Genomic DNA, 19822 nt, shown 5'->3' with positions numbered 1-19822 from the left:
GCCGACGGTCATGTCCGGCGCCCTCGCGGCACCGTGAAACGTTCGATGAAGGCGTTGAGGGCTACCGCCGCCGCGAAGACGACGATGAGCGCCGCGTACATCTGCGGCATGTCGAAGCGCGAATAGGCCTGCATGACGAGGTAGCCGAGGCCCTGGTTCGACAGCTTGGTCTCCGCCAGCAGGACGCCGATGACGGACACGCCGAAGCCCAGGCGAAGGCCGTTCAGCACCGGAACGCGGATCGCCGGCAGGTAGATCTTCGTGACCATCTGCCAGGGCGTGAGGTGGAAGCTGCGGCCCACGCGCACGAGCACCCGGTCGACCCCGCGCCGGCCGGCCGCCGTGCTCAGCGCCACCGGAAAGAAGCTCGACAGGGCGCCCATGGCGATCTTGGAGCCCCAGCCTACGCCGAACCCCATGATCATCACGGGGAAGAAGATGATCTTCGGGGTCGGCCCCAGATAGTTGAGGTAGGGCTCGAAGGCCCGCTCGGCGAAGCGGCTGCCGCCGAGCAGGAGCCCGACGGCGACGCCCGCCGTACCGCCGATGGCCAGCGCCCCCGCGACTTCCAGCGCCGTCACGGCGGCATTCGACCAGAACTCCCCGGAAGCGAGCAGGCGCACCAGCGCGAAGGCCACCCGGTGCAGCGAGGGCACGACGTCCCGGAAGAGGAGCCCGGACGCCGCGAGCGCCTCCCACGACAGGAGCACCGCCGCGATGATGACGAGCCGCAGCCGCCCGACCGGTCCGAGCCGGCCGAGCACGCCCGGCGGCTTCAGGACCCCGGTCTCAGCCATTGCTCGATCCTTTGCAGCAGCAGGAAGAAGACCACGCTCACCAGCACCACGAAGACGATGGCCGCGTAGGTGCCCGGCAGGTCGTAGCGCTCCGCCAGCTCGTTGATGAGTTGCCCGAGCCCGCCGAAATTGATCAGGAACTCGAGGCCGACGATGTTGATGAGCGCGAAGATCAGCCCGAGGCGAAGCCCGACGAAGATGGTCGGGACGGCGGCCGGCAGCAGAACCATGCGGAACTGCTGGAACGGGGTGAGCTTGAGGCTGCGGCCCACGTCGACCAGCACCCGGCGCACGCCGCTCAGGCCCTCGAGCGTCTTGAGGATGACGGGCGCCACGCCCGAGGCGAAGCCCATCATGATGATGGTGAACTGGCTGCGCCCGAAGATGACGAGGAACAACGGGTAGGCGAGGACGAGCGGTGCGGCCGCGAAGGCGGCGACCCAGCCCTCCACCGCGAGCCGCAGGCGCGTGAACCGATGGAGCAGGACGCCGGCAGGCACGCCCACGAGCGTGATCAGCAGGGCGGCGCCCGCCGCCTCGAACGCCGTCTGGGAAAAGCGCTCCGGGATCCCCTCCTCGGTGACGACCCGACCGAGGCTGGCGACGACGGACGACGGAGGGGGCACGACGAAGCGGTTGATCAAGCCGACGCGGATCCCGACCTCCACGAGCGCCAGCAGGCCGACGAGCGACAGGAATCCGACCACGGGTGGTGCGTGGCGGCTGCGCAGCAGCGCGGTCACGGACTCCTCCCCGCCGTCTCGGACTCGGCCATGCCCCGGCTGGCCTCTTCCCTCAGGTCGCCCCAGATCTGCGCGACGTAGTGTCCGAAGGCCGGGCTGCTGACCACGTCCGACGTGCGTGGGCGTGGAAGCTCGATCCGGACGATGCGCTTCAGCTTGCCGGGCCGATAGGTCATGACCACGATCCGGTCCGAGAGCTGGACCGCCTCGGTGATGCTGTGGGTGATGAGCAGCGTGGTCTGCTTCAGGTCCTGCTGGATCTGCAGGACCTTGTCGCCCAGCAGCAACCGGGTCTGCTCGTCGAGCGCCGCGAACGGCTCGTCCATCAGCAGGATCCCCGGCTGGAAGACGAGGGTGCGCGCGATCGAGACGCGCTGGCGCATGCCGCCCGACAGCTCCGAGGGAAAGCGCTGCTCGAAGCCGGCCAGTCCGACCAGCGCGATCGTCTGCCGCGCGCGGTCGAGCCGCTCGGCCTTCGGGACGCCGCGGACCTCCAGCGGAAAGGCGACGTTGTCGATGACGGTCCGCCAGGGAAACGTCGATTCCTCCTGGAACACCATGCCGATCGAGGGATGCGGACCGCGAACGGTGGCACCACCCACCGTCACGCGGCCGGCCGAGCAGTCCAGCAGGCCGCCGATGACGTTGAAGAGGGTGGACTTCCCGCAGCCCGACGGGCCGATGACGGAGATGAATTCGCCCGGCCGGACGTCGAAGGACATCCGGTCGACCGCCGTGACGGGACCTTGCGGGGTGTCGAAGCGAACCGAAACGTCGTCAACGACGAGCAACGGGTCGCCGGCGCCGGGCCCGCGAGCGTCGATGGGAGGCGTGTCGCCAGCCATGGCGGTCCCCTTCATGCAGCGCGCGTCCCGTCGCCTGGTATCGCCGTCTCGTTCGGCCGGCTGGTCATTCGGCTGCCGCTCCCACGCGTTTCCTCTCCAGAGCCGGCACGCGGGCAAACCCGCCGCGCACCGTCTCACCTGAGGTCCATCAAGCCGGACGCACCCTTTCCCGTCCAAGACAATCGGGCTTGGGCTCGGGACGCTTTTCGCGATGGGGCCGTCGGGAACCCGCGGGGGTTGCTCGGGGCTGGGCCAGGCTACGCCTTGGATCCGGGCGGCGTCCGCCAGGAATGACGCGGCTCGAAGCCCAGCACCCGCCGCGCGGCCTCGATGGAGATGAGGCTGTCGGTGGGGCCATAGCTGCCGTGGCGCGGCGTACCGGGAAAGAAGCGATCGACCAGCGCATCGTTATCCGTCGCCATCACCGAATCCGCGTTGGCGATGCCGAAGACATGATGGCCGACGAGTTGCGCTTCCAGCGCCAGCCGGGTCGCGAGCGCACCATCGCGCGCGTCGATATAGGCCCAGCAGTTGAAGCGCCGGGACGCCGGATCGCCGTCGGCGGGAATGCGGTCGTAGTCCGCGCCGGCCAGGACGTTGGAGAAACGCAGGCTGACGATCTTCAGCGCCGGGTCCCAGGCGCAGTAATGCCCTGCCATGGTCTCGCCGAGCGTCTTCGACAGCGCGTAGGAACTGTGCGGCGCCGTCACGCTCTCGTCGAGCGGCACCTGCGAGGGAACGGCGCCCTCGGTGAACGGCACGCCGAAAACCGTCTCGGAGGAGGCCCAGACGAGGTTGCGGATCCGCAGCTGCCGGGCGGCCTCGAAGACGTTGTAGGTCGAGATCGTGTTGACGCCGAAGATCACCTGGTTCGGCGCCCGGCCGGGCGCGGGAATGGCGGCGAGGTGAACCACGCCGGCGACGTCGCGGGTCCGCTCGTCGATGCCGGCGAAGGCTGCGATCACCTGGCCGAAGTCGGTCACGTCGGTGCGCACGAAGCGCCCCGGTGCGCCGGGCGGCGGCGGGACGGCATCGAGGTTCACGACGTCGAAGCCGTGCGCGGCGAGCTCTTCGACCACGAACCGGCCGAGCTTCCCGCTTCCTCCCGTGACGACGATCATCCTGCTGCTCCTTCGCTGCCCCGCCGGTCCATCAGCGCTCGATCATGATCTTCAGCACGTCGGCGCGCTCGCGCACCCAGTAGGGTAGCGCCTCGTGCGCCTGGTCGAACGGGAAGACGCGGGTGATGAGATCGTCGGGGTTGCGGCCGGGCGCCTCGAGAAAGGCGATCACCGCCCGGAAATCCTCCGCCGTGGCGTTGCGCGAGCCCATGATGTCGAGCTCCTTGAGGTTGAAGAACTTGGTGTCGTAGGCCACTTCGACCTTGGCGTAGCCGATGTAGACGACCCTGCCCGCGAAGCACACGGCGTCGATCGCCTGCCGGAAGGTCGCCGGCAGTCCGACCGCCTCGATCACCACGTCGGCGCCGTCGCCGTCGGTCAAATCCATGACGCGCTGGACCACGTCCTCGCGCGACGCGTCGACGACGTGCGAAGCACCCCAGCGACGGGCGAGGTCGAACTTGCCGGGGCTCACGTCGACCGCGATGACGCTGGCCCCGCGATGGGCCGCGCCGGCGATAGCGCCCATGCCGATCATGCCGCAGCCGAGCACGACGACGCGGTCGGCCCGACCGACCCGGCCGCGCTCCACGGCATGGAAGCCGACCGAGAGCGGCTCCACGAGGGCGAGGTGACGCGGGGCGAGCGTGTCGTTCAGGATCAGCTTGCCATGGGGGACGACGAGCCTTTCGGCCAGACCGCCATCCTGCTGGACGCCGAGGGTCCGGTTGTAGCGGCACGCGTTGACCCGGCCGCGGCGGCACGACGAGCACTGGCCGCAGGTGGTGTAGGGCACGACGATGGCGCGGCGCCCCGCCGCATAGTCGGCCGGAACGCCCTCCCCCGCCGCGACGATCTCGCAGCCCAGTTCGTGGCCCGGGATCCGCGGCAGGGCCACCAGCGGATTGAGCCCGGTGAACGTCGCGAGATCGGAGCCGCACAGCCCGACGTGCCGGACGGCCAGGAGAACCTCGCCCGGGCCCGGCGTGGGCTCCGCGACGTCGTGCATCGCGCTCACGCCCACCGCTTCGATCATCAATGCCCGCATCGTCGTCGTCCTCTTCCGATAAGCGCATCAGGAGGGCGTCGGGGCGTTTGCCGCAAGAAGGCCCCGCGCCTTGAGTTCATGCCAGAGGGCTTCCGGGATCGGCAGCCCCATCCAGGCCGCAGCCTGGCGGGCCGAGCCCGGCCGACTCGCCCCCACCACGACAGCCTGCACCGCCGGATGGGCTAACGGAAACTGGAGCGCCGCGGCGGCGACCGGAATGTCGAACCTCGCGCAGGCATCGGCCATGGCGCGGGCCCGTTCGACCACGTCCGCCGGCGCGGCGCCATAGTCGTAGGTCCCGCCCTGCTCCGGCGGCTTCAGCAGGATGCCCGAATTGAAGACGCCCACGGCGATGACCCCGACCTTCCTCTCGACGGCGGCCGGCAGGAACGCGTCCAGGGCAGGCTGCTCCAGCAAGGTGTAGCGGCCGGCCAGCATGACGAGGTCGAGGTCGAGGTCGCGCACCAGATCGGCGGCCACGTCGGCCTCGTTGATGCCGGCACCGATCGCCTGCACGACCCCCGCGCGGCGCAGTTCGTCGAGAGCCCGATAGCCGCTGCCGGTGGCGTCGCGATAGTGACGGTCGAAATCCGCGCCGAGATTGCGCCTGTCCAGGTCATGGATCAGGACCATGTCGATGGAGGAGACGCCCAGCCTGTTGTGCGACTGCTCCAGGGCACGCATCACGCCGTCGTAGGTGTAGTCGAGGACCGGGACAAGCGGTTGCGGCCGCACCCAGCCTCCCCTGTCGAGCGTCTCGCCGGGCGCGGGCGCCCTGAACCACCGGCCGATCTTCGTGGAGAGGAGATACTCCTCCCGCGGGCGGTCACGCAGGAAGCGGCCCAGGCGGAGTTCGCTCAGCCCGAAGCCGTAGAGCGGCGACGTGTCGAAGTAGCGGATGCCGGCCGTCCAGGCCTCCTCGAGCAGGGCTTGCGCGACGTCGTCCGTCACGTCCCAGGTGAGTGTCCCGAGGCCGCTGGCACCAAAACCGAGCCGGGTGTCGAGGGGAATGGCGCGGCGCGTCGACCGCACGGGGGAGTGGTGCTGCACGATGAACTCCTCATGGCCCTTGCGGGTGCGGATGCGGCCCCTCCTCCGCATCCGCGCTGCGCGTTCAGCCCTCGAAGACGAGGGGCTTGTCGAAGGTGAGCTTCACGATCGTGTCGATCGGGTGGAGCTGGTCCGTCGGCACGACGAGATGGATCAGGCCGTCCTTGACCGACGCATCGACGGTGCCGCCGGTCAGCAGTTCCGCCGACAGGAGGGTCGTGCCGGCCGAGATCGGCAGGCGCAGCCGGTCCTCGATCAGCGGCCAGTGCTGGACGTGGACGTAGACGACGTTGCCGCGGTGGGTCGAGCCACCCCAGGTCCAGCTCGGATAGGGGCCGCCGCGGGTGTCGTAGATGCTCTCACCGTAGGCCGCGAGGAAGCGGCCCATGGCCTCGAGCACCTGCACGGAGGCGGGCGGGAACAGGCCGAGGGGATCGGGTCCCACGTTGAGGAGCAGGTTGCCGCCGCCCGTCACCGTGTTGAGGAGCATGCGGATGCACTCCTCGGCCGACTTCGTCTGTTCGTCGAACCCGTAGGACCAGCGCTTGGTGAGCGTGATGTTGCTCTCCCAGGGCTTGTCGGGCTGGTAGGCACCTACGCGCTGCTCGGGCGTCTCGTAGTCGCCGGCGACACCGGCCCGGTCGTTGATCACCATGTCGGGCTGCCACTGGCGCATTCGGGCGATCAGCCGCTCCGAATCCCACCAGTCGGCCCCGTCCTTGCGGCCGTAGATCGGGGGCGTCTTGGACACCCGCGTCTTGCTCTCGTCGAACAGCCCGTCAAAGAAGAAGATGTCGATCTTGCCGTATTTCGTGCAGATCTCCTCGACGTGCTTGTGGAAGTATTCGACGTAGCGCGCGTGATTGGCCGTGCCGTAGTCGGGATGGCGCCAGTCCGGCTGTGAATAGTAGAAGCCCAGCCCGAAATCGTGGCGGTGACAGGCGTCCGCGAGCTCCTTCACGATGTCGCGGCCGAAAGGCGACTCGGCCGAGGTGATCTTGTAGTCGGTCGTCTCGGTGTCGAAGTTGCAGAAGCCGTCATGATGCTTCGAGGTGAAGACGAGGTACTTCATGCCCGCGGCCTTGGCCGTGCGCACCCAGCGGTCGGCATCGAAATAGATCGGGTTGAAGTGCTTGTAGAGCGTGTCGTAGAGCGCCGCCGGCACCCGCACGCGGGGCGTGGAGCCGCGGTCGCGCGGCGACTGGTTCAACCGTTCCGGCTGATGCTGGTTGTCGCGCCCCCAGCTGAGCTCGGTCCCGATGACCGAGCAGGGGCCCCAGTGCAGGAACAGTCCAAAGCGCCAGGACAGGAATCGGGCCACGTCGGCCATGGGTTTCCTCCGTGTTGGTTCGTTGGTGTCGTGGTTGGGGGAAGGCGGCAGCCGCCGCCGTCCGTCAGGCGACCGCGCTGCCTTGCGAGGTGTCCCGCAGCAGGGGCTGGCACGACTCGCCGATCCGCAGCGTCGGCATGACGATGTGCTCGCGCGGCGGGATCGCCGCATCGGGGTTCTCGACGCGCTCGATCAGCCAGTCGATGGCCCTCTCGGCGATCTCGTTGAGAGGCTGAGCCGCGATCGTCAGGTTCGGCCGAACGAGCCCGCTCCACGGCACGTCGTCGACCCCCACGATCGACACGTCCTGCGGGCAGCGGAAACCGAGGTCCAGGCAGGCCTGGAGAACGCACAGCGAGATGACGTTGTTGGCGCCCACCACCGCGGTGGGCCGGTCGGCACGCGTCATCAGGGTCAGCGCGGCATCGTAGCTCGCCCGCCCGTGGTAGCTCGCCCGGACGCACAGCGCGGGATCCGCCTCCAGGCCGGCTCCGTCGATGGCGTTCAGGAATCCGGCCATGCGCTCGTCGGAGGTCCAGTTGCCGCCATCGCCGCTCACCAGGCCGATCCGGCGATGCCCCATGCGCGCCAGATAGTCGACGAGCAGCCTCATCGCCTCGCGGTTGTCGACGCCGACAAAGTCGCAGTCGAGCCCCGGAACGCGCTGGTCGTAGGTGACGACGGGGGGCGAGGGCTGCGCCGCCAGAACCTCGGCGACCTCGGGGCCGTGCCCGGTGGGCGCCACGAGGATGCCGGCGACCATCTGGTTGCGCATCTGCTCGGCGAGGACGGGAAGACGGCTGGCGTCCGAGTCGAGATTGCCCACGATCACGGAGAAGCCCTTCGAGCGCACGCGGTGCTCCACCACCCGCACGAGTTCGGCGGAGAACGGGTTGGTGATGTCACCGACGATCATGCCCACGAGAGCGCTGTGCCCGCGCCTCAGACTGCGGGCGATCGGGTTGGGCGAGTAGCCGACGGCCTCCACGGCGGCCCAGATCCGCTCGGTGGCCTCAGGGCCCACCCGACCGCTCTTGTTCAGCACGGCGGAAACCGAGGCGATCGACACGCCGGCGGCTTTCGCGACATCGCGGATGGTGGCCATGGAGCTGAGACACTCGCCAAGATGAAATAACGTTTCGTCATATCCTGAGCAGACAGGCCGGCCAGATCAAGCCCAAAAACCGCTCGCAAGGCAAGAATTTCGCATCTCCGCTCCGTCAAATGCGAATTTTTGCGCCGCACAATCGAATCCGGCTTGCAGAGTCGAACGAACCGCAGCTAGCGTGACGAAACGTTTCAGCACGACGTTGGCCGAGGCTTCGGAGCCTCGGAGGCGCCCGGGATGGCATTCCGGGCGACGGACCTCCGCGCTCCGGCGCAGGCGGTCGTGCGGCACGCGGATCCACAGCGGCGCTCAGATGCCGTGAGAGGGAGGACACGATGAAGACCGAGGACACTGCGAAGACGCATGGCGTATCGCGCCGCAAGGCGCTGGCCCTGGGAGCGACGGCCGCGTTGGCCGCCACGGGCATGCTGTCCCGGCCGGCCCGGGCGGCCACGAACCTCACCTGGTTCATGTGGTCCGGCTCCGAGCCGGAGGTCACGGCCTGGAAGCGCATCGCCGCGCTGGTGAACGAGAAGCACCCCGACATCACCGTCGAGTTCCAGACCACGTCCTTCCCGGACTACTGGACCAAGCTTCCCGCGCTCGCCGCCTCGGGCAAGCTGCCCGACATCGTCAGCCTGCAGAGCCTGCGGGCGCCGGGCTTCGCGGAACTGATGGATCCGCTCGACGCCCGCATCGCCGCCGACAAGCTCGATGTCGGCGCCTTCGAGCCGTCGATCTTCAAGGCCCTGCAGCGTGGCGGCAAGCAGTTCGCCCTGCCCTACGACTTCGGCCCGCTGATCCTGTTCTACAACCACGACCTGTTCACGCAGGCCGGCCTGCCCCTGCCCAAGCCCGGCTGGACGGAAGCGGAATTCATGGCGGCGGCCCGCGCCCTCACCAAGGACGGCCGCCACGGCCTGGCCATCAGCGTGCCCGACGCCTTCGTGGTCTATGCCCGCTCCAAGGGCGCGCCCTACCTCAACGCCAAGGGCGAGCTCGATCTGGTCAACCCGGCGCTCAAGGCGGCCTTCGCCTCCTACGCCAGGCTCGTCGCCGACGACAAGGTGGCGCCCCTCTTCCCGGCATCCGGCACGCTGTCGTCCAACCTGGCGAACGGACGGCTGACGGCGGGGTCGGCGGCCATGTATGTCGACGGCCCCTGGCAGCTCATCAACGTGAAGCGCAAGTCGTCGTTCAAGGTCGGCGTCGCGCCGGTCCCGGTGCGTGAGGCGGGCAGCATCTCGGTCAGCGCCGGCTCGGGCTTCGGCATCTCCCGGACGAGCCAGAACAAGGACGCCGCCTGGAAGGCCGTGCAGGTCATGACCGGCCCGGACGCCGCCAAGTACCTGGCCGAGGCCGGCCGGGCCTTCTCGGCCCGCAAGGAATTCCAGAAGTTCTGGTACGACACCGCGGCCCAGGACGTCGTCGGCGCCCGCGAGGGGATCGATGCGGCGATCAAGACGGCGGAGCCTTATGTGACGACGCCCAACTGGTCGACGGTCGCCTCGCTGTTCGAACAGTACGCGCCACTGGCGTTCGCGGGCTCGGAGAAGCCCGAGAAGGTCCTGGAGACGATCCAGCAGCTCGCCAACCAGTGAGCCGCTGCGGCGCCGGGGACGTCCCTTCCCGGTCCCCGGCGCCCCCCATACCGTCAGCGAGGTCTTCATGAGCGTCGACTACGCAGCGATGCGGCACGACACGGCGGCGGCGCCCTTGGCGTCGCGGCGGGTGCGGCCCGGAAGCACCGATCGCAAGCCGTCGGTGCGTGGCAGCTTCGGGCTCGCCGTCCTTTTCCTCCTGCCGAGCCTGCTCGGCCTGACGATCTTCCTGATCGGCCCGCTGGTGGCCTCGCTCGTCCTGAGCTTCACCAACTGGCAGGTCATCGGAACGACGCGGTTCGTCGGCTTCACCAACTACGTGAACCTGCTCACGATCGACCCGATCTTCTGGAAGATCCTGCGCACGACGCTGCTCTACACCGCCGAATACCTGGTTCTGAACATCGTGCTCTCGCTCACGATCGCCGTGTGGATCAGCCGGCTCGCCTGGGGCAAGACGATCTTCCGCATCATCTTCTTCCTGCCGACCTTCATGCCGCTGGTCGGCGTGGCGCTCGTCTGGCTCCTCATCCTGACGCCGGGAGGCGTCTTCGACTGGATGATGGCGGGCATCGGCCTGAAGATCCCGAACCTCGTCACCAATGCCGACTACGCCCTGCAGGCGGTGGTGCTGGTCTCGCTGTGGTCGCACTTCGGCTACAACATGCTTCTGTTCGGCGCCGCGCTCGAATCCGTCCCGCAGTCCTATCTCGACGCGGCCGCCATCGACGGTGCGACGGCCTGGCAGCAGTTCTGGCGGATCAAGCTGCCCCTGATCTCCCCGTCCCTGTTCTTCGGGACGGTGCTCACCGCGATCAACAGCCTGCAGACCTTCGACCAGGTCTATGCGCTGACCCATGGCGGGCCGGGCTCGGCGACCACCACGCTGGGCTACGCGATCTACAGCCAGGGCTTCGTCACCTACAAGCTCGGCTACGCCTCCGCGATCGCCTGGGTCCTCTTCGCCATCATCATGATGCTGACGGCCCTGCAGCTCCACCTCCAGAAGAAGTGGGTGCACTATGAGATCTGATGGCAGCACCGCGCCGCGTTTCACCTTCGGCGGGATCATGATTCACGGCGGCATCGTCGTGGCCGCCATGGTGTTCCTGTTCCCGTTCTTCTGGATGGTGTCGAACGCCTTGCGCCGCGACGCCGAGATCTTCGCGCACCCGCCGATCTTCGTGCCCGAGACACTGGTCTGGAAGAACTTCGTCGATGCCTGGCTGTACCTTCCGTTCGGCCGTTTCTTCCTGAACAGCCTCTTCGTCTCGGCGACGGTGACGCTGATCACGCTGGTGGTGTCGAGCCTCGCCGCCTACGCCTTCTCCCGCCTGCGCTGGGTGGGACGCGACAGCCTGTTCGTGGTCTATCTCGGGACCTTGATGGTGCCCCAGGCCGTGCTCGTCATCCCGCTCTTCCTGATGATGGGCGTGCTGGGCTGGATCGACACCTACTGGGGCCTCATCATCCCCATGGCGTTCAGCTCGTTCGGGACGTTTCTGCTGCGGCAGTTCTTCCTCACCATTCCGGCCGAGCTCGAGGAGGCGGCCCTGATGGACGGGGCGAGCCACCTGCGCATCCTCGTCACGATCTTCGTGCCGCTGGCCAAGCCGGCACTCGGGCTCCTCGCGCTGTTCACCTTCACCGGCCAATGGAACGCGTTCCTGTGGCCGCTCATCGTGGTCAACGGCCCCGACCACGCGACGCTCCCGCTCGGCCTCACGCTGTTCCAGGGCCAGCAGGGCACGCAGTGGAGCTACATGATGGCCGGCGCCACCATCGCCATGGTGCCGGGCTTCGCCCTCACCGTCCTCATGCACCGCTACATCTTCAAGGGCATCGCCATCGGCGCCGGCTTCGGCGGCCGCTAGGCCCGCGGCCCGGCACCCTTCTTCCTCCCGCAGTCCGAGGTACCGTCATGCGCTTTCGCCAGATCCATCTCGATTTCCACACCTCCGAGCTCATTCCGGGCATCGGCAGCCGCTTCGATGCGGAGGCCTTCGGCCGCGGGTTCAAGCAGGCGCATGTCGACAGCGTCACGATCTTCTCGAAGTGCCACCACGGCTGGTCCTATCACCCGACCGACGTCGGCAAGATGCATCCCCACCTCGACTTCGACCTGATGCGGGCCCAGCTCGACGCCCTGCACCGCAACGGGATCCTGGCCCCGATCTACGTGTCCGCCGGCTGGGACGAACTCGCCGCCCGCGAGGAGCCCGGCTGGCGGGTCGTGACGCCGGAAGGCGTCCTGATCAGGCAGCGGGCGGAGCCGATGGGCGCGGGCTGGGCGTGGCTCGATTTCGGCTCGCCCTACCTCGACTACCTGTGCCGCCAGGTCGAGGAGGTCATGGTGAAGTATCCCGACGGGGACGGCATCTTCATCGACATCTGCTCGCAGCAGATCTCCGCGAGCACCTGGGCCCAGCGGGGCATGGCGGAGATCGGCCTCGACTGGACCAATGCCGAGGACCGGCTCGTCTACACCGAGCGCAAGCAGATCGAGTTCTTCGAGCGCGTCACCGACGCGGTCCGCAAGCACGATCCCAAGAAGCGGCTGTTCTTCAATTTCGGCCACGTCCGCCGCGGGCGGCGCGACATCCTGAAGTATTTCAGCCACCTGGAGATCGAGTCCCTGCCCACCGCCTTCTGGGGCTACGAGCACTTCCCCGTCTCGGCGCGCTACGTGGAGACGCTCGGCATCCCGTTCCTCGGCCAGACCGGCAAGTTCCACCACGTCTGGGGCGAGGTCGGCGGCTACAAGGTGCCGGATGCCCTGTTCTACGAATGCGCCGCGATGATCGCCCAGGGGGCTCGCTGCCTGATCGGCGACCACCTGCACCCGACGGGCTCCTTCGACGAGACGACCTACGCCGCCGTGGGCCACGCCTATGCCCATGTCGAGGCGTGCGAGCCGTGGGCCGAAGGATCGACCAACGTGGCCGAGATCGGCGTCCTCAGCGTCGAGGGCTCGATCCATCCGCGCCTCGCCGGCACCCCGCGCCACCATGACGACGCCGACGAAGGCGTGGTGCGCGCGCTGCTGGAGAGCAAGTTCACCTTCGACGTGCTCGACCCGGACTCCGACTTCACCCCCTATCGCCTGCTGATCCTGCCGGACGCCGTCGTCGTGACAGACGCGCTGGCCACGAAAATCAAGGCCTTTGCCGCCGGCGGCGGACGGGTGCTGCTCACGGGACGCAGCGGCCTCACGTCCGGCGGCGAGCCCCTCTTCGACGTCGGCGCGACGTTCGAGGGCGTTTCGCCCAACAGCAACGGCGACTACATCCTGCCCATCGCGGAGTTGCGGGCGCCGTTCGTGAACGACCCGCTGTTCACCTACACCCCCTCCCAGCGGATCAAGGCGACGGACGGGCGTTCGCTCGGCGTCGTCCACGACCCCTATTTCGACCGCGCTCCGCAGCACTTCAGCGGGCACGTCAACACGCCGAGCCAGCCGGATCCGTCTGGCTACGACGCCGGCGTGCAGAAGGGCGCCTTCACCTACATGGCCCATCCCCTGTTCAGCACCTACAAGCGCATCGGTGCCGTCGCCATGCTCGACATCGTCGAGCGTGTGGTGGCTTTCGCGCTCGGCGGGCGGCGGCGGATCGAGACGTCGCTGCCCCGGGCCGCCCGCGCCACCTTGCGCCGGCAGGCCGACAAGGGCCGCCACGTCGTGCACTTGCTGCATGCCAATCCGGTGCTGCGCGGCAACATCCGCAACGAGAACGTCCAGCCGATCCAGGATCTCGTCACGCTGACCGACGTCACGGTCTGCGTGGACGTGGGAGGCCCGGCCAAGTCCGTCCGCCTCGTGCCGGAGGGCAAGCCGGTGCACTTCCGGGTGGAGGAAGGACGCGTGACCTTCACGGTCCCCGCCCTGCGCGGCCACGCAATGATCGAGATCGCCGGCTGAAGGGAGTGATCGCCATGCAGTACCGCACCCTCGGCCGCACCGGCCTCAAGGTCAGCGAACTTTGCCTGGGAGCCATGACCTTCGGCCGAGAGGCCACGGAGGCCGAAAGCTTCGCCATGCTCGACCGGTTCGTGGCGGCCGGCGGCAACTTCATCGACACTGCGGACGTCTACAGCCGCGGCCTGTCGGAGGAGATCGTCGGCAAGTGGCTGGAGCGTCAGGACCGCGACGGGCTCGTCATCGCGACGAAGGTCCGCTGGGGCACCGACGACCCCGCCCAGCGCCGACCCAACCGCTTCGGTCTCGGCCGCAAGCACATCATCGCGGCCGTCGAGGCGAGCCTGAAGCGGCTGCGCACCGACTACATCGACCTCTACCAGACCCACCTGTGGGACTCGGTGACGCCCGTCGAGGAGACCATCGCGGCGCTCGACGACCTCGTCCGCAGCGGCAAGGTCCGCTATGTCGGTGCCAGCAACTACGCGAGCTGGCAGCTGCAGAAGTCGGTGGACCATGCCCGCCGCTACAATCTCCACGGCTTCGTCTCGCTGCAGGCCCTCTACAACCTGCTCGACCGCGAACTGGAATGGGAGATCGTTGGCCTGTGCCGGTCGGAGGGCCTCGGGATCATTCCCTGGAGCCCACTGCGAGGCGGGTGGCTGACGGGCAAGTTCCACCGCGGCCTGAACGCGCCGCCGGCCGGGACCCGTGTCGAGCTGGCCCCCCAGCGCGGCGGCAGCGAGACCTGGGCCAAGTACGCCAACGAGCACACCTGGGGTGTGGTCGACGCGCTGGGCGCGGTGGCGCAGGAAACCGGACGCAGCCATGCCCAGGTCGCCCTGCGCTGGCTGATCGAGCGGCCCGGCGTGTCCTCGCCCATCATCGGGGCGAGAAGCGTGCAGCAGCTCGACGACAATCTCGGCGCGGTCGGCTGGACGCTGGAGAACACCCAGACGGAGCGGCTCGACACGGCAAGCCGCAAGCCGCTGCCCTACCCCTACGACCACATGTGGCGGGCGTGACGCAGCCACCCGCCGCCTTCGATCTCCTGGCTCTCGCGCGGCAGCTGCCGCGCGAGGCTGCGAGCCTCGTCTCCGACATGCGGCTCGTGGATCGCCCCGAAGCCGGCATGCGCCTGTTCCGCCTGAACGCCCCGCTGCCACGGCATCTGCACCGGGCCTGCGACGAGTATCTTCTCGTCGTTTGCGGCCGGGCCCTGTTCACCGTCGGCGAGGAACCGCCCCGCACGCTCGAGCCGGGTCACGCCGTCTTCTTCGAGCGGGGCACGTGGCACGCTTTCCCCGAGATCCTCGATGGCCCCTTCGTGGTGCTGGCCATCGAGACGCCGCCACGCGATCCCCTGGACGTCGTCTTCGAACGACCGACCGGCGACACCTTCATCCAGACGACATTGCAAAATCCCAACGACTGACGACGCCCCGGTACGGCCCCGGGGCAGCCGTTTTGCGTCACGTGCGTGTCACTTGTGACAACCTAGGATTGATTCTTGCCGCACGCGGGTCGATCATCGTCGCCCCGGAGTGAGGTTCGCCCATCATGGGAAAACGTGCGCGGGGGCGCACGGGGCCTCGTCCGCAACGGATAAGGGAAGACAGGGATGAAACACGTGTCGAAGATCGCGGCGGCAGCGCTTGCGAGCACCTTCCTCTTCGGAGCCACCGCTTCGGCCTTCGCCGAGGAGATCGTGGTGAAGCTCTGGGCCCGGGCCGACCGGTCCGGTCCGCTGCGCGCCGGCAACATCGTCGCCGCAGCCGAGCCGCTCAATGCCGCCCTGAAGGCCGCCGGATCCGACAAGACCGTGAAGGTCGAGGTGTTCGAGGGCCCAGCCTCCGGCTTCGACGCCGACGCGCTCGACATCCTCAAGGCCTTCGCCGTCGACAAGGGGCCGGACGTCTACGTCGCCGCCCACGAGTGGGTCGGCGAGTTCGCCAAGTCCGGCTACGCCATGAACATGGAGGACTTCATCAAGCGCAATCCGTGGGCCTTCGCCGACGTGATTCCCGCGCTGTGGAACTCCACCAAGTACCAGGGCAAGATCTACGCGGTCCCGCAGGATTCCGAAATCCGCATGATGTTCTTCAACAAGGACATGCTGCGCAAGATCGGCAAGGACGAGGCCTTCATCGAGGGGCTGCAGGGCGCCGTCGAGAAGGGTGAGTTCACGATGGAGGACATCTCCAAGCTCACCAAGGAGGTCGTCGACAAGGGCGCGGCCAGCATGGGCATCCTGCACCGCCCCAATGCCGGCCCCGACTACATCATGAACTTCGCCACGTTCGGCGCGAAGTTTGTCGACGAGGCGACCAACCAGCTGATCCTGCCCAAGGCCGAGGTCAAGAAGACCCTGGAATGGTACGCCTGGAACGCCGCCAACGGCGTCACGCCGAAGAACAACACCGCCATGTCCTGGGACGAGATCCAGGGCGCCTTCAAGACCGAGAAGGCCTTCATCTACCACCAGGGCGTCTGGGCCGTCGGTGAATGGATGCTGGGCGACAACAAGGGCGCCAACTGGCCCAACGACAAGAACTTCTTCTTCAAGAAGGTCGGCTGGATGCACATGCCGGCGGCGACGAAGGGCGGCCAGCCGGCCAACCTCTCGCACCCGATCGTCTACGTGGTGAACCCGAAGTCGAAGAACGCCGAGCTCGCCGCGCAGCTCGTCGCCTATGCGACGCTGCCCTACTACAACACCAAGCACGCGGTCACGACCGCCCACACGGCGATCCTGAACGGCCAGCGCTCGATGCCCGAGTACCAGAACGCCTGGTATCTCGAGGCCGCGACGCCGATGCTGGCGCGCTCGACCTTCATCCCGAACCACCCCGACTTCGGCCGCTACAACGCGATCATCTTCAAGGCCCTGCAGGGCGTGGAGACCGGCCGCATGAAGCCCGACCAGGCGGTGGAGTTCCTCGAGGACGAGGCCAAGAGCGAGTTCAAGGGCTCGATCAAGGTCGTGGAAAAGCTGAACTGATCAGGACGGGCCGGCTGGAGACAGCCGGCCCGATCCGTTCGCGCACCGAGTTGGTGCGTCCTTCGACACGCGGCCTTCGGCCGCTGCTCAGGATGAGGATTGTTGTAGCGTCCTGCCAAGCAACAATCGTCCTCATCCTGAGCCGGCCGCGCAGCGGCCGTGTCGAAGGACGCACACTGCCTCTGCAAGCCTGAAAATCCGGATCCGCCCGTGAGCACACGCTCCAGCCGCGCCCTCGTCGACCGCCTGATCTTTCTCGGGCCGGCGACTGCCCTCCTGTTCCTGTTCTTCGTCGTGCCGGTCATCGTCGACGTGGCGATCGCCTTCTCCGACATGGGCCGGAACCTGAAGGTGACCGAGTTCACCACCGACAACGTCCGGCGCCTGCTGGGCGGCGACAGCCGTCTCACCAGTATCATGGGCGTGACGTTGACCTACGTGCTGTGCACGCTAGCCATCTTCAACATCGGCTACGGGCTGCTGCTCGCCTTGATGACGACCGCCCTCCCCGACCGCGCCGGCGGCTTCTTCCGCGCCGTCTGGCTGCTGCCGCGCATGAGCCCCTCGGTGGTCTACGCGCTGCTGTGGACCTGGGTGGTGGCACCGACCAACTACGGCCTGCTGAACCAGATCCTGCAAGGGCTCGGGCTGCCGCTCGCCGACATGAAGAGCAACGCCCCGATGGTGCTGATCATCCTGGCGAACGGCTTCATCGGGGCGTCGTTCGGCATGATCATCTTCACCAGCGCCATCCGCTCGATCCCGCAGCACCTGTTCTACGCGGCGCGGGTGGACGGGGCCGGCGGGCTCTCGATCATCCGCCACATCACGCTGCCGGCCATCCGCTGGCAACTGAGCTTCGTGACGATCTACCAGGCGCTCGCGCTGCTGGTGAGCTTCGAATACATCTGGCTCATCACCAATGGTGGCCCCTTCTTCGACACGACCGTCTATGCCCTCTACGTCTATCGCCGCGCCTTCGAGAACGGGCAATACGCCTACGGCGCAGCGCTCGCGCTGGGTCTCGTGGTGGTCGGCATGGCGGTGGCCCTCGTCCTCTGGCGCTTCTTCGACATGCGCGCCCTGCTGCAGCGCCCGCGCATCGAGGTGAAGTGATGGACGCCTCCCCCACCACGCTGGCGGCCCCCGCCCAGCGCGAATACTGGGACCGCCTGGCGGCCAAGGGCCGCTCGCGGCGCCGCGCCACCACGGCGTTCCTCTATGCGGTCCTGGTGCTGGGCTCCCTGCCCATCGTCGTGCCCTATCTCTGGCTGTTCACCGTGTCCGTCTCGGGCCGCACCGGCGCGACGACCGTGGTGCTCTGGCGGACGCTGGCGATCCTGCTTCCCGCGCTGCTGGCCTGGTCGATCTTGCGGGTCACCATTGCCGACGCGAAGCGGCTCATGAGGCTCGAACTCGCTCTGGGGGTCGTCACGCTGATCGCCATCGCGGTGATCACGGGCCCGTACCTGCACGCCCAGAACTGGCGCTTCCTGTGGAACAAGAACATCGCCGACGACCTGAAAGGCGCGAGCGGCGTGGGCGGCACCTATCCGAGCGTCTGGTCGGCTTTCGCCAACTCGCTGATCCTGGCCGTCGTCCAGATGATGCTCGTCGTCACCGTGGCGACGCTCGCCGGCTACTACCTGTCGCGCTTCGACTTCCGCGGCCGGGCCGGCTACCTGCGCGGGCTCCTGATCCTGCACGCCTTCCCGGCGATGACGCTGATCATCCCGATCTTCCTGCTCATGCACTGGATCGGGCTCCTGGACACGCTCACCGGCGTCATCCTGGTCATCGTCGCGCTCGAACTGCCCTTCGCCATCTTCGTGATGAAGGGCTTCTTCGACGCCGTGCCGTGGGACATCGAGATGAGCGCGCTCACCGACGGCGCCACGCGCCGGCAGGCCTTCTTCCTGGTGGTCCTGCCGCAGGTGAAGGTCGGCCTCATCGCGGTGGGCGTCTTCGCCTTCCTGCGCGGCTGGGAGGAATACGTCTTCGTCCGCACGCTCCTCTTCGAGAAGGCGAATTGGACGATGAGCCTCTACCTCTACTGGATGTACGAGGACGTGATGGGCACCGACTACGCGCTCGTCTCGGCCATCGGCGTCTTCTACGTCCTGCCCTCGGTGATCCTCTACACCGCGTGCCAGAAATACCTCACCCAGATGACCGTCGGCGGGATCAAGGGCTAACGACGACCATGGCGAGAATTGAACTGCGCGCCACCTCCAAGACCTGGGACGACGTCGTCGCGGTCGAACCCACCGACCTCGTGATCGGGGACGGCGAGTTCGTGGCGATCCTGGGTCCCTCGGGCTGCGGGAAATCCACGACCCTGTTCATGCTGGCCGGCCTCTACGCGCCGAGCGGCGGCGACATCCTGTTCGACGGCGCGGCCGTGAACGAGGTCGAGGCCCGCGACCGCAACGTCGGCATCGTCTTCCAGTCCTATGCGCTCTACCCGCACATGACCGTGCGCGACAACATCCTGTTCCCGCTGCGCTTCAAGGACGTCCCGCGCGAGGAGGCCCTGAAGCGCGCCAATGCCGCGGCCGACCTCGTGCAGGTGCGCGAGTACATGGAGCGCAAGCCCTCGCAGCTCTCGGGCGGCCAGCAGCAGCGCGTGGCGCTTGCCCGGGCCCTGGTGAAGGAGCCGCAGCTCCTGCTGCTCGACGAGCCGCTCTCCAACCTCGACGCGTCGCTGCGCCTCACCATGCGCAGCGAGATCCGCAACCTGCAGCGCAAGCTTGGCGTCACCACGGTTCTGGTCACCCATGACCAGATCGAGGCGACGACGATGGCCGACCGCATCATCTGCATGAGCCGCGGCCGCATCGAGCAGGTGGGCACGGCCGAGGATCTCTATCATCGCCCCGACAGCCTGTTCGTCGCGAGCTTCATCGGCTCGCCGCCGATCAACCTGCTGCAGGCCAATGCCGCGGGCGGGCAGCTGGCGGTGGGCGACGGCCGCCTGCCCCTCGACGGGCGGGCCGACGGCAAGGTGACGCTCGGCGTGCGCCCCGAATCCGTGGTGCTCGGCGAAGGCAGCCTGCAGGGGCGGATCGACGACCTCGAGCCGCATGGCCGCGAGACCATCTACCATCTCACCACCCCGCTCGGTGGCGTGCGCGCGCTGGAGGCCGGCGCCGTGGCCCGCCACAAGCTCGGCGACACGCTGCCCTTCCGCTTCGCCGACAGCCTCGTCTTCTCGACCGATTCGGGCCGGCGCATCGACGGGGCGCGGGCCATCGCCGCGTGA

Annotated in this window: 18 protein-coding genes; 10 read left to right on the top strand and 8 right to left on the bottom strand. The window is 67.9% G+C overall.

What is annotated here, in order from left to right:
* Positions 1-8: 8 nt before the first annotated feature.
* From Q0Q47_RS11455 to Q0Q47_RS11420, 8 genes are all read right to left on the bottom strand, one after another.
* Positions 9-797 carry an ABC transporter permease gene (locus tag Q0Q47_RS11455; protein WP_293859122.1) on the bottom strand — a complete coding sequence of 263 codons (789 nt, stop codon included), beginning with the start codon at positions 795-797 and terminating at the stop codon, positions 9-11.
* Complete coding sequence (locus Q0Q47_RS11450; protein WP_293859119.1) at positions 776-1540, bottom strand: ABC transporter permease; 765 nt, start codon at positions 1538-1540, stop codon at positions 776-778. The genes Q0Q47_RS11455 and Q0Q47_RS11450 overlap by 22 nt, the downstream gene beginning before the upstream one ends.
* Complete coding sequence (locus Q0Q47_RS11445) at positions 1537-2400, bottom strand: ABC transporter ATP-binding protein (protein ID WP_293859116.1); 864 nt, start codon at positions 2398-2400, stop codon at positions 1537-1539. Before Q0Q47_RS11445 ends, Q0Q47_RS11450 begins: the two co-directional genes overlap by 4 nt.
* Positions 2401-2642: 242 nt before the next feature.
* A complete protein-coding gene (locus Q0Q47_RS11440) occupies positions 2643-3506 on the bottom strand; it encodes an NAD(P)-dependent oxidoreductase (protein ID WP_293859113.1) in 864 nt (287 codons plus the stop codon).
* A gap of 31 nt (positions 3507-3537) precedes the next feature.
* Positions 3538-4554, bottom strand: coding sequence for a zinc-binding alcohol dehydrogenase family protein (locus Q0Q47_RS11435; protein ID WP_293859110.1), 1017 nt, complete (start codon positions 4552-4554; stop codon positions 3538-3540).
* Positions 4555-4581: 27 nt separating this feature from the next.
* Positions 4582-5604 carry an aldo/keto reductase gene (locus Q0Q47_RS11430; RefSeq protein WP_293859107.1) on the bottom strand — a complete coding sequence of 341 codons (1023 nt, stop codon included), beginning with the start codon at positions 5602-5604 and terminating at the stop codon, positions 4582-4584.
* Between the two features lie 64 nt (positions 5605-5668).
* Positions 5669-6934 (bottom strand): alpha-L-fucosidase, encoded by a 1266-nt coding sequence (locus Q0Q47_RS11425; protein ID WP_293859104.1) that lies wholly within the window; start codon positions 6932-6934, stop codon positions 5669-5671.
* Positions 6935-6998: 64 nt separating this feature from the next.
* A complete protein-coding gene (locus Q0Q47_RS11420; RefSeq protein ID WP_293859101.1) occupies positions 6999-8039 on the bottom strand; it encodes a LacI family DNA-binding transcriptional regulator in 1041 nt (346 codons plus the stop codon).
* A gap of 338 nt (positions 8040-8377) precedes the next feature.
* Here Q0Q47_RS11420 and Q0Q47_RS11415 point away from each other — a divergent pair, with 338 nt between their 5' ends.
* The 10 genes from Q0Q47_RS11415 to Q0Q47_RS11370 all read left to right on the top strand — a co-directional run bounded on the left by Q0Q47_RS11415 (position 8378) and on the right by Q0Q47_RS11370 (position 19822).
* Positions 8378-9643 (top strand): sugar ABC transporter substrate-binding protein, encoded by a 1266-nt coding sequence (locus Q0Q47_RS11415; protein ID WP_293859098.1) that lies wholly within the window; start codon positions 8378-8380, stop codon positions 9641-9643.
* A gap of 67 nt (positions 9644-9710) precedes the next feature.
* Positions 9711-10676, top strand: a complete 966-nt coding sequence (locus Q0Q47_RS11410; RefSeq protein ID WP_293859095.1) for a carbohydrate ABC transporter permease — start codon at positions 9711-9713, stop codon at positions 10674-10676.
* Between the two features lie 37 nt (positions 10677-10713).
* On the top strand, positions 10714-11517 hold the full coding sequence (locus Q0Q47_RS11405; RefSeq protein ID WP_367278237.1) for a carbohydrate ABC transporter permease: 804 nt from the start codon (positions 10714-10716) through the stop codon (positions 11515-11517).
* Positions 11518-11564: 47 nt separating this feature from the next.
* On the top strand, positions 11565-13562 hold the full coding sequence (locus tag Q0Q47_RS11400; RefSeq protein ID WP_293859089.1) for an alpha-amylase family protein: 1998 nt from the start codon (positions 11565-11567) through the stop codon (positions 13560-13562).
* Between the two features lie 14 nt (positions 13563-13576).
* On the top strand, positions 13577-14584 hold the full coding sequence (locus Q0Q47_RS11395; protein ID WP_293859086.1) for an aldo/keto reductase: 1008 nt from the start codon (positions 13577-13579) through the stop codon (positions 14582-14584).
* The gene (locus Q0Q47_RS11390) at positions 14581-14994 is read left to right on the top strand and encodes a cupin domain-containing protein (protein ID WP_293859083.1); all 414 of its coding nucleotides are present in this window, start codon (positions 14581-14583) and stop codon (positions 14992-14994) included. Before Q0Q47_RS11395 ends, Q0Q47_RS11390 begins: the two co-directional genes overlap by 4 nt.
* 186 nt (positions 14995-15180) lie before the next feature.
* Positions 15181-16560: an ABC transporter substrate-binding protein gene (locus tag Q0Q47_RS11385; RefSeq protein ID WP_293859080.1), complete on the top strand. Its 1380-nt coding sequence runs from the start codon at positions 15181-15183 to the stop codon at positions 16558-16560.
* A 210-nt stretch (positions 16561-16770) separates the two neighbouring features.
* Positions 16771-17676, top strand: coding sequence for a carbohydrate ABC transporter permease (locus Q0Q47_RS11380; RefSeq protein ID WP_293859077.1), 906 nt, complete (start codon positions 16771-16773; stop codon positions 17674-17676).
* Complete coding sequence (locus Q0Q47_RS11375) at positions 17676-18755, top strand: carbohydrate ABC transporter permease (RefSeq protein ID WP_293859074.1); 1080 nt, start codon at positions 17676-17678, stop codon at positions 18753-18755. The genes Q0Q47_RS11380 and Q0Q47_RS11375 overlap by 1 nt, the downstream gene beginning before the upstream one ends.
* 8 nt (positions 18756-18763) lie before the next feature.
* The gene (locus Q0Q47_RS11370; protein WP_293859071.1) at positions 18764-19822 is read left to right on the top strand and encodes an ABC transporter ATP-binding protein; all 1059 of its coding nucleotides are present in this window, start codon (positions 18764-18766) and stop codon (positions 19820-19822) included.

This window comes from uncultured Alsobacter sp., from assembly GCF_945952055.1.
Classification (GTDB): domain Bacteria; phylum Pseudomonadota; class Alphaproteobacteria; order Rhizobiales; family Beijerinckiaceae; genus Alsobacter.
The sequence above is the reverse complement of the archived record's forward strand: the minus strand, read 5'-3'. Positions and strand labels throughout refer to the sequence as shown.

Coding starts and splice junctions, on each gene's coding strand:
- Q0Q47_RS11425 (WP_293859104.1), bottom strand. CDS start 6,934: ATGGCCGACGTGGCCCGATTCCTGTCCTGGCGCTTTGGACTGTTCCTG.
- Q0Q47_RS11400 (WP_293859089.1), top strand. CDS start 11,565: ATGCGCTTTCGCCAGATCCATCTCGATTTCCACACCTCCGAGCTCATT.
- Q0Q47_RS11435 (WP_293859110.1), bottom strand. CDS start 4,554: ATGCGGGCATTGATGATCGAAGCGGTGGGCGTGAGCGCGATGCACGAC.
- Q0Q47_RS11415 (WP_293859098.1), top strand. CDS start 8,378: ATGAAGACCGAGGACACTGCGAAGACGCATGGCGTATCGCGCCGCAAG.
- Q0Q47_RS11405 (WP_367278237.1), top strand. CDS start 10,714: ATGATTCACGGCGGCATCGTCGTGGCCGCCATGGTGTTCCTGTTCCCG.
- Q0Q47_RS11445 (WP_293859116.1), bottom strand. CDS start 2,400: ATGAAGGGGACCGCCATGGCTGGCGACACGCCTCCCATCGACGCTCGC.
- Q0Q47_RS11410 (WP_293859095.1), top strand. CDS start 9,711: ATGAGCGTCGACTACGCAGCGATGCGGCACGACACGGCGGCGGCGCCC.
- Q0Q47_RS11370 (WP_293859071.1), top strand. CDS start 18,764: ATGGCGAGAATTGAACTGCGCGCCACCTCCAAGACCTGGGACGACGTC.
- Q0Q47_RS11420 (WP_293859101.1), bottom strand. CDS start 8,039: ATGGCCACCATCCGCGATGTCGCGAAAGCCGCCGGCGTGTCGATCGCC.
- Q0Q47_RS11440 (WP_293859113.1), bottom strand. CDS start 3,506: ATGATCGTCGTCACGGGAGGAAGCGGGAAGCTCGGCCGGTTCGTGGTC.
- Q0Q47_RS11375 (WP_293859074.1), top strand. CDS start 17,676: ATGGACGCCTCCCCCACCACGCTGGCGGCCCCCGCCCAGCGCGAATAC.
- Q0Q47_RS11455 (WP_293859122.1), bottom strand. CDS start 797: ATGGCTGAGACCGGGGTCCTGAAGCCGCCGGGCGTGCTCGGCCGGCTC.
- Q0Q47_RS11385 (WP_293859080.1), top strand. CDS start 15,181: ATGAAACACGTGTCGAAGATCGCGGCGGCAGCGCTTGCGAGCACCTTC.
- Q0Q47_RS11395 (WP_293859086.1), top strand. CDS start 13,577: ATGCAGTACCGCACCCTCGGCCGCACCGGCCTCAAGGTCAGCGAACTT.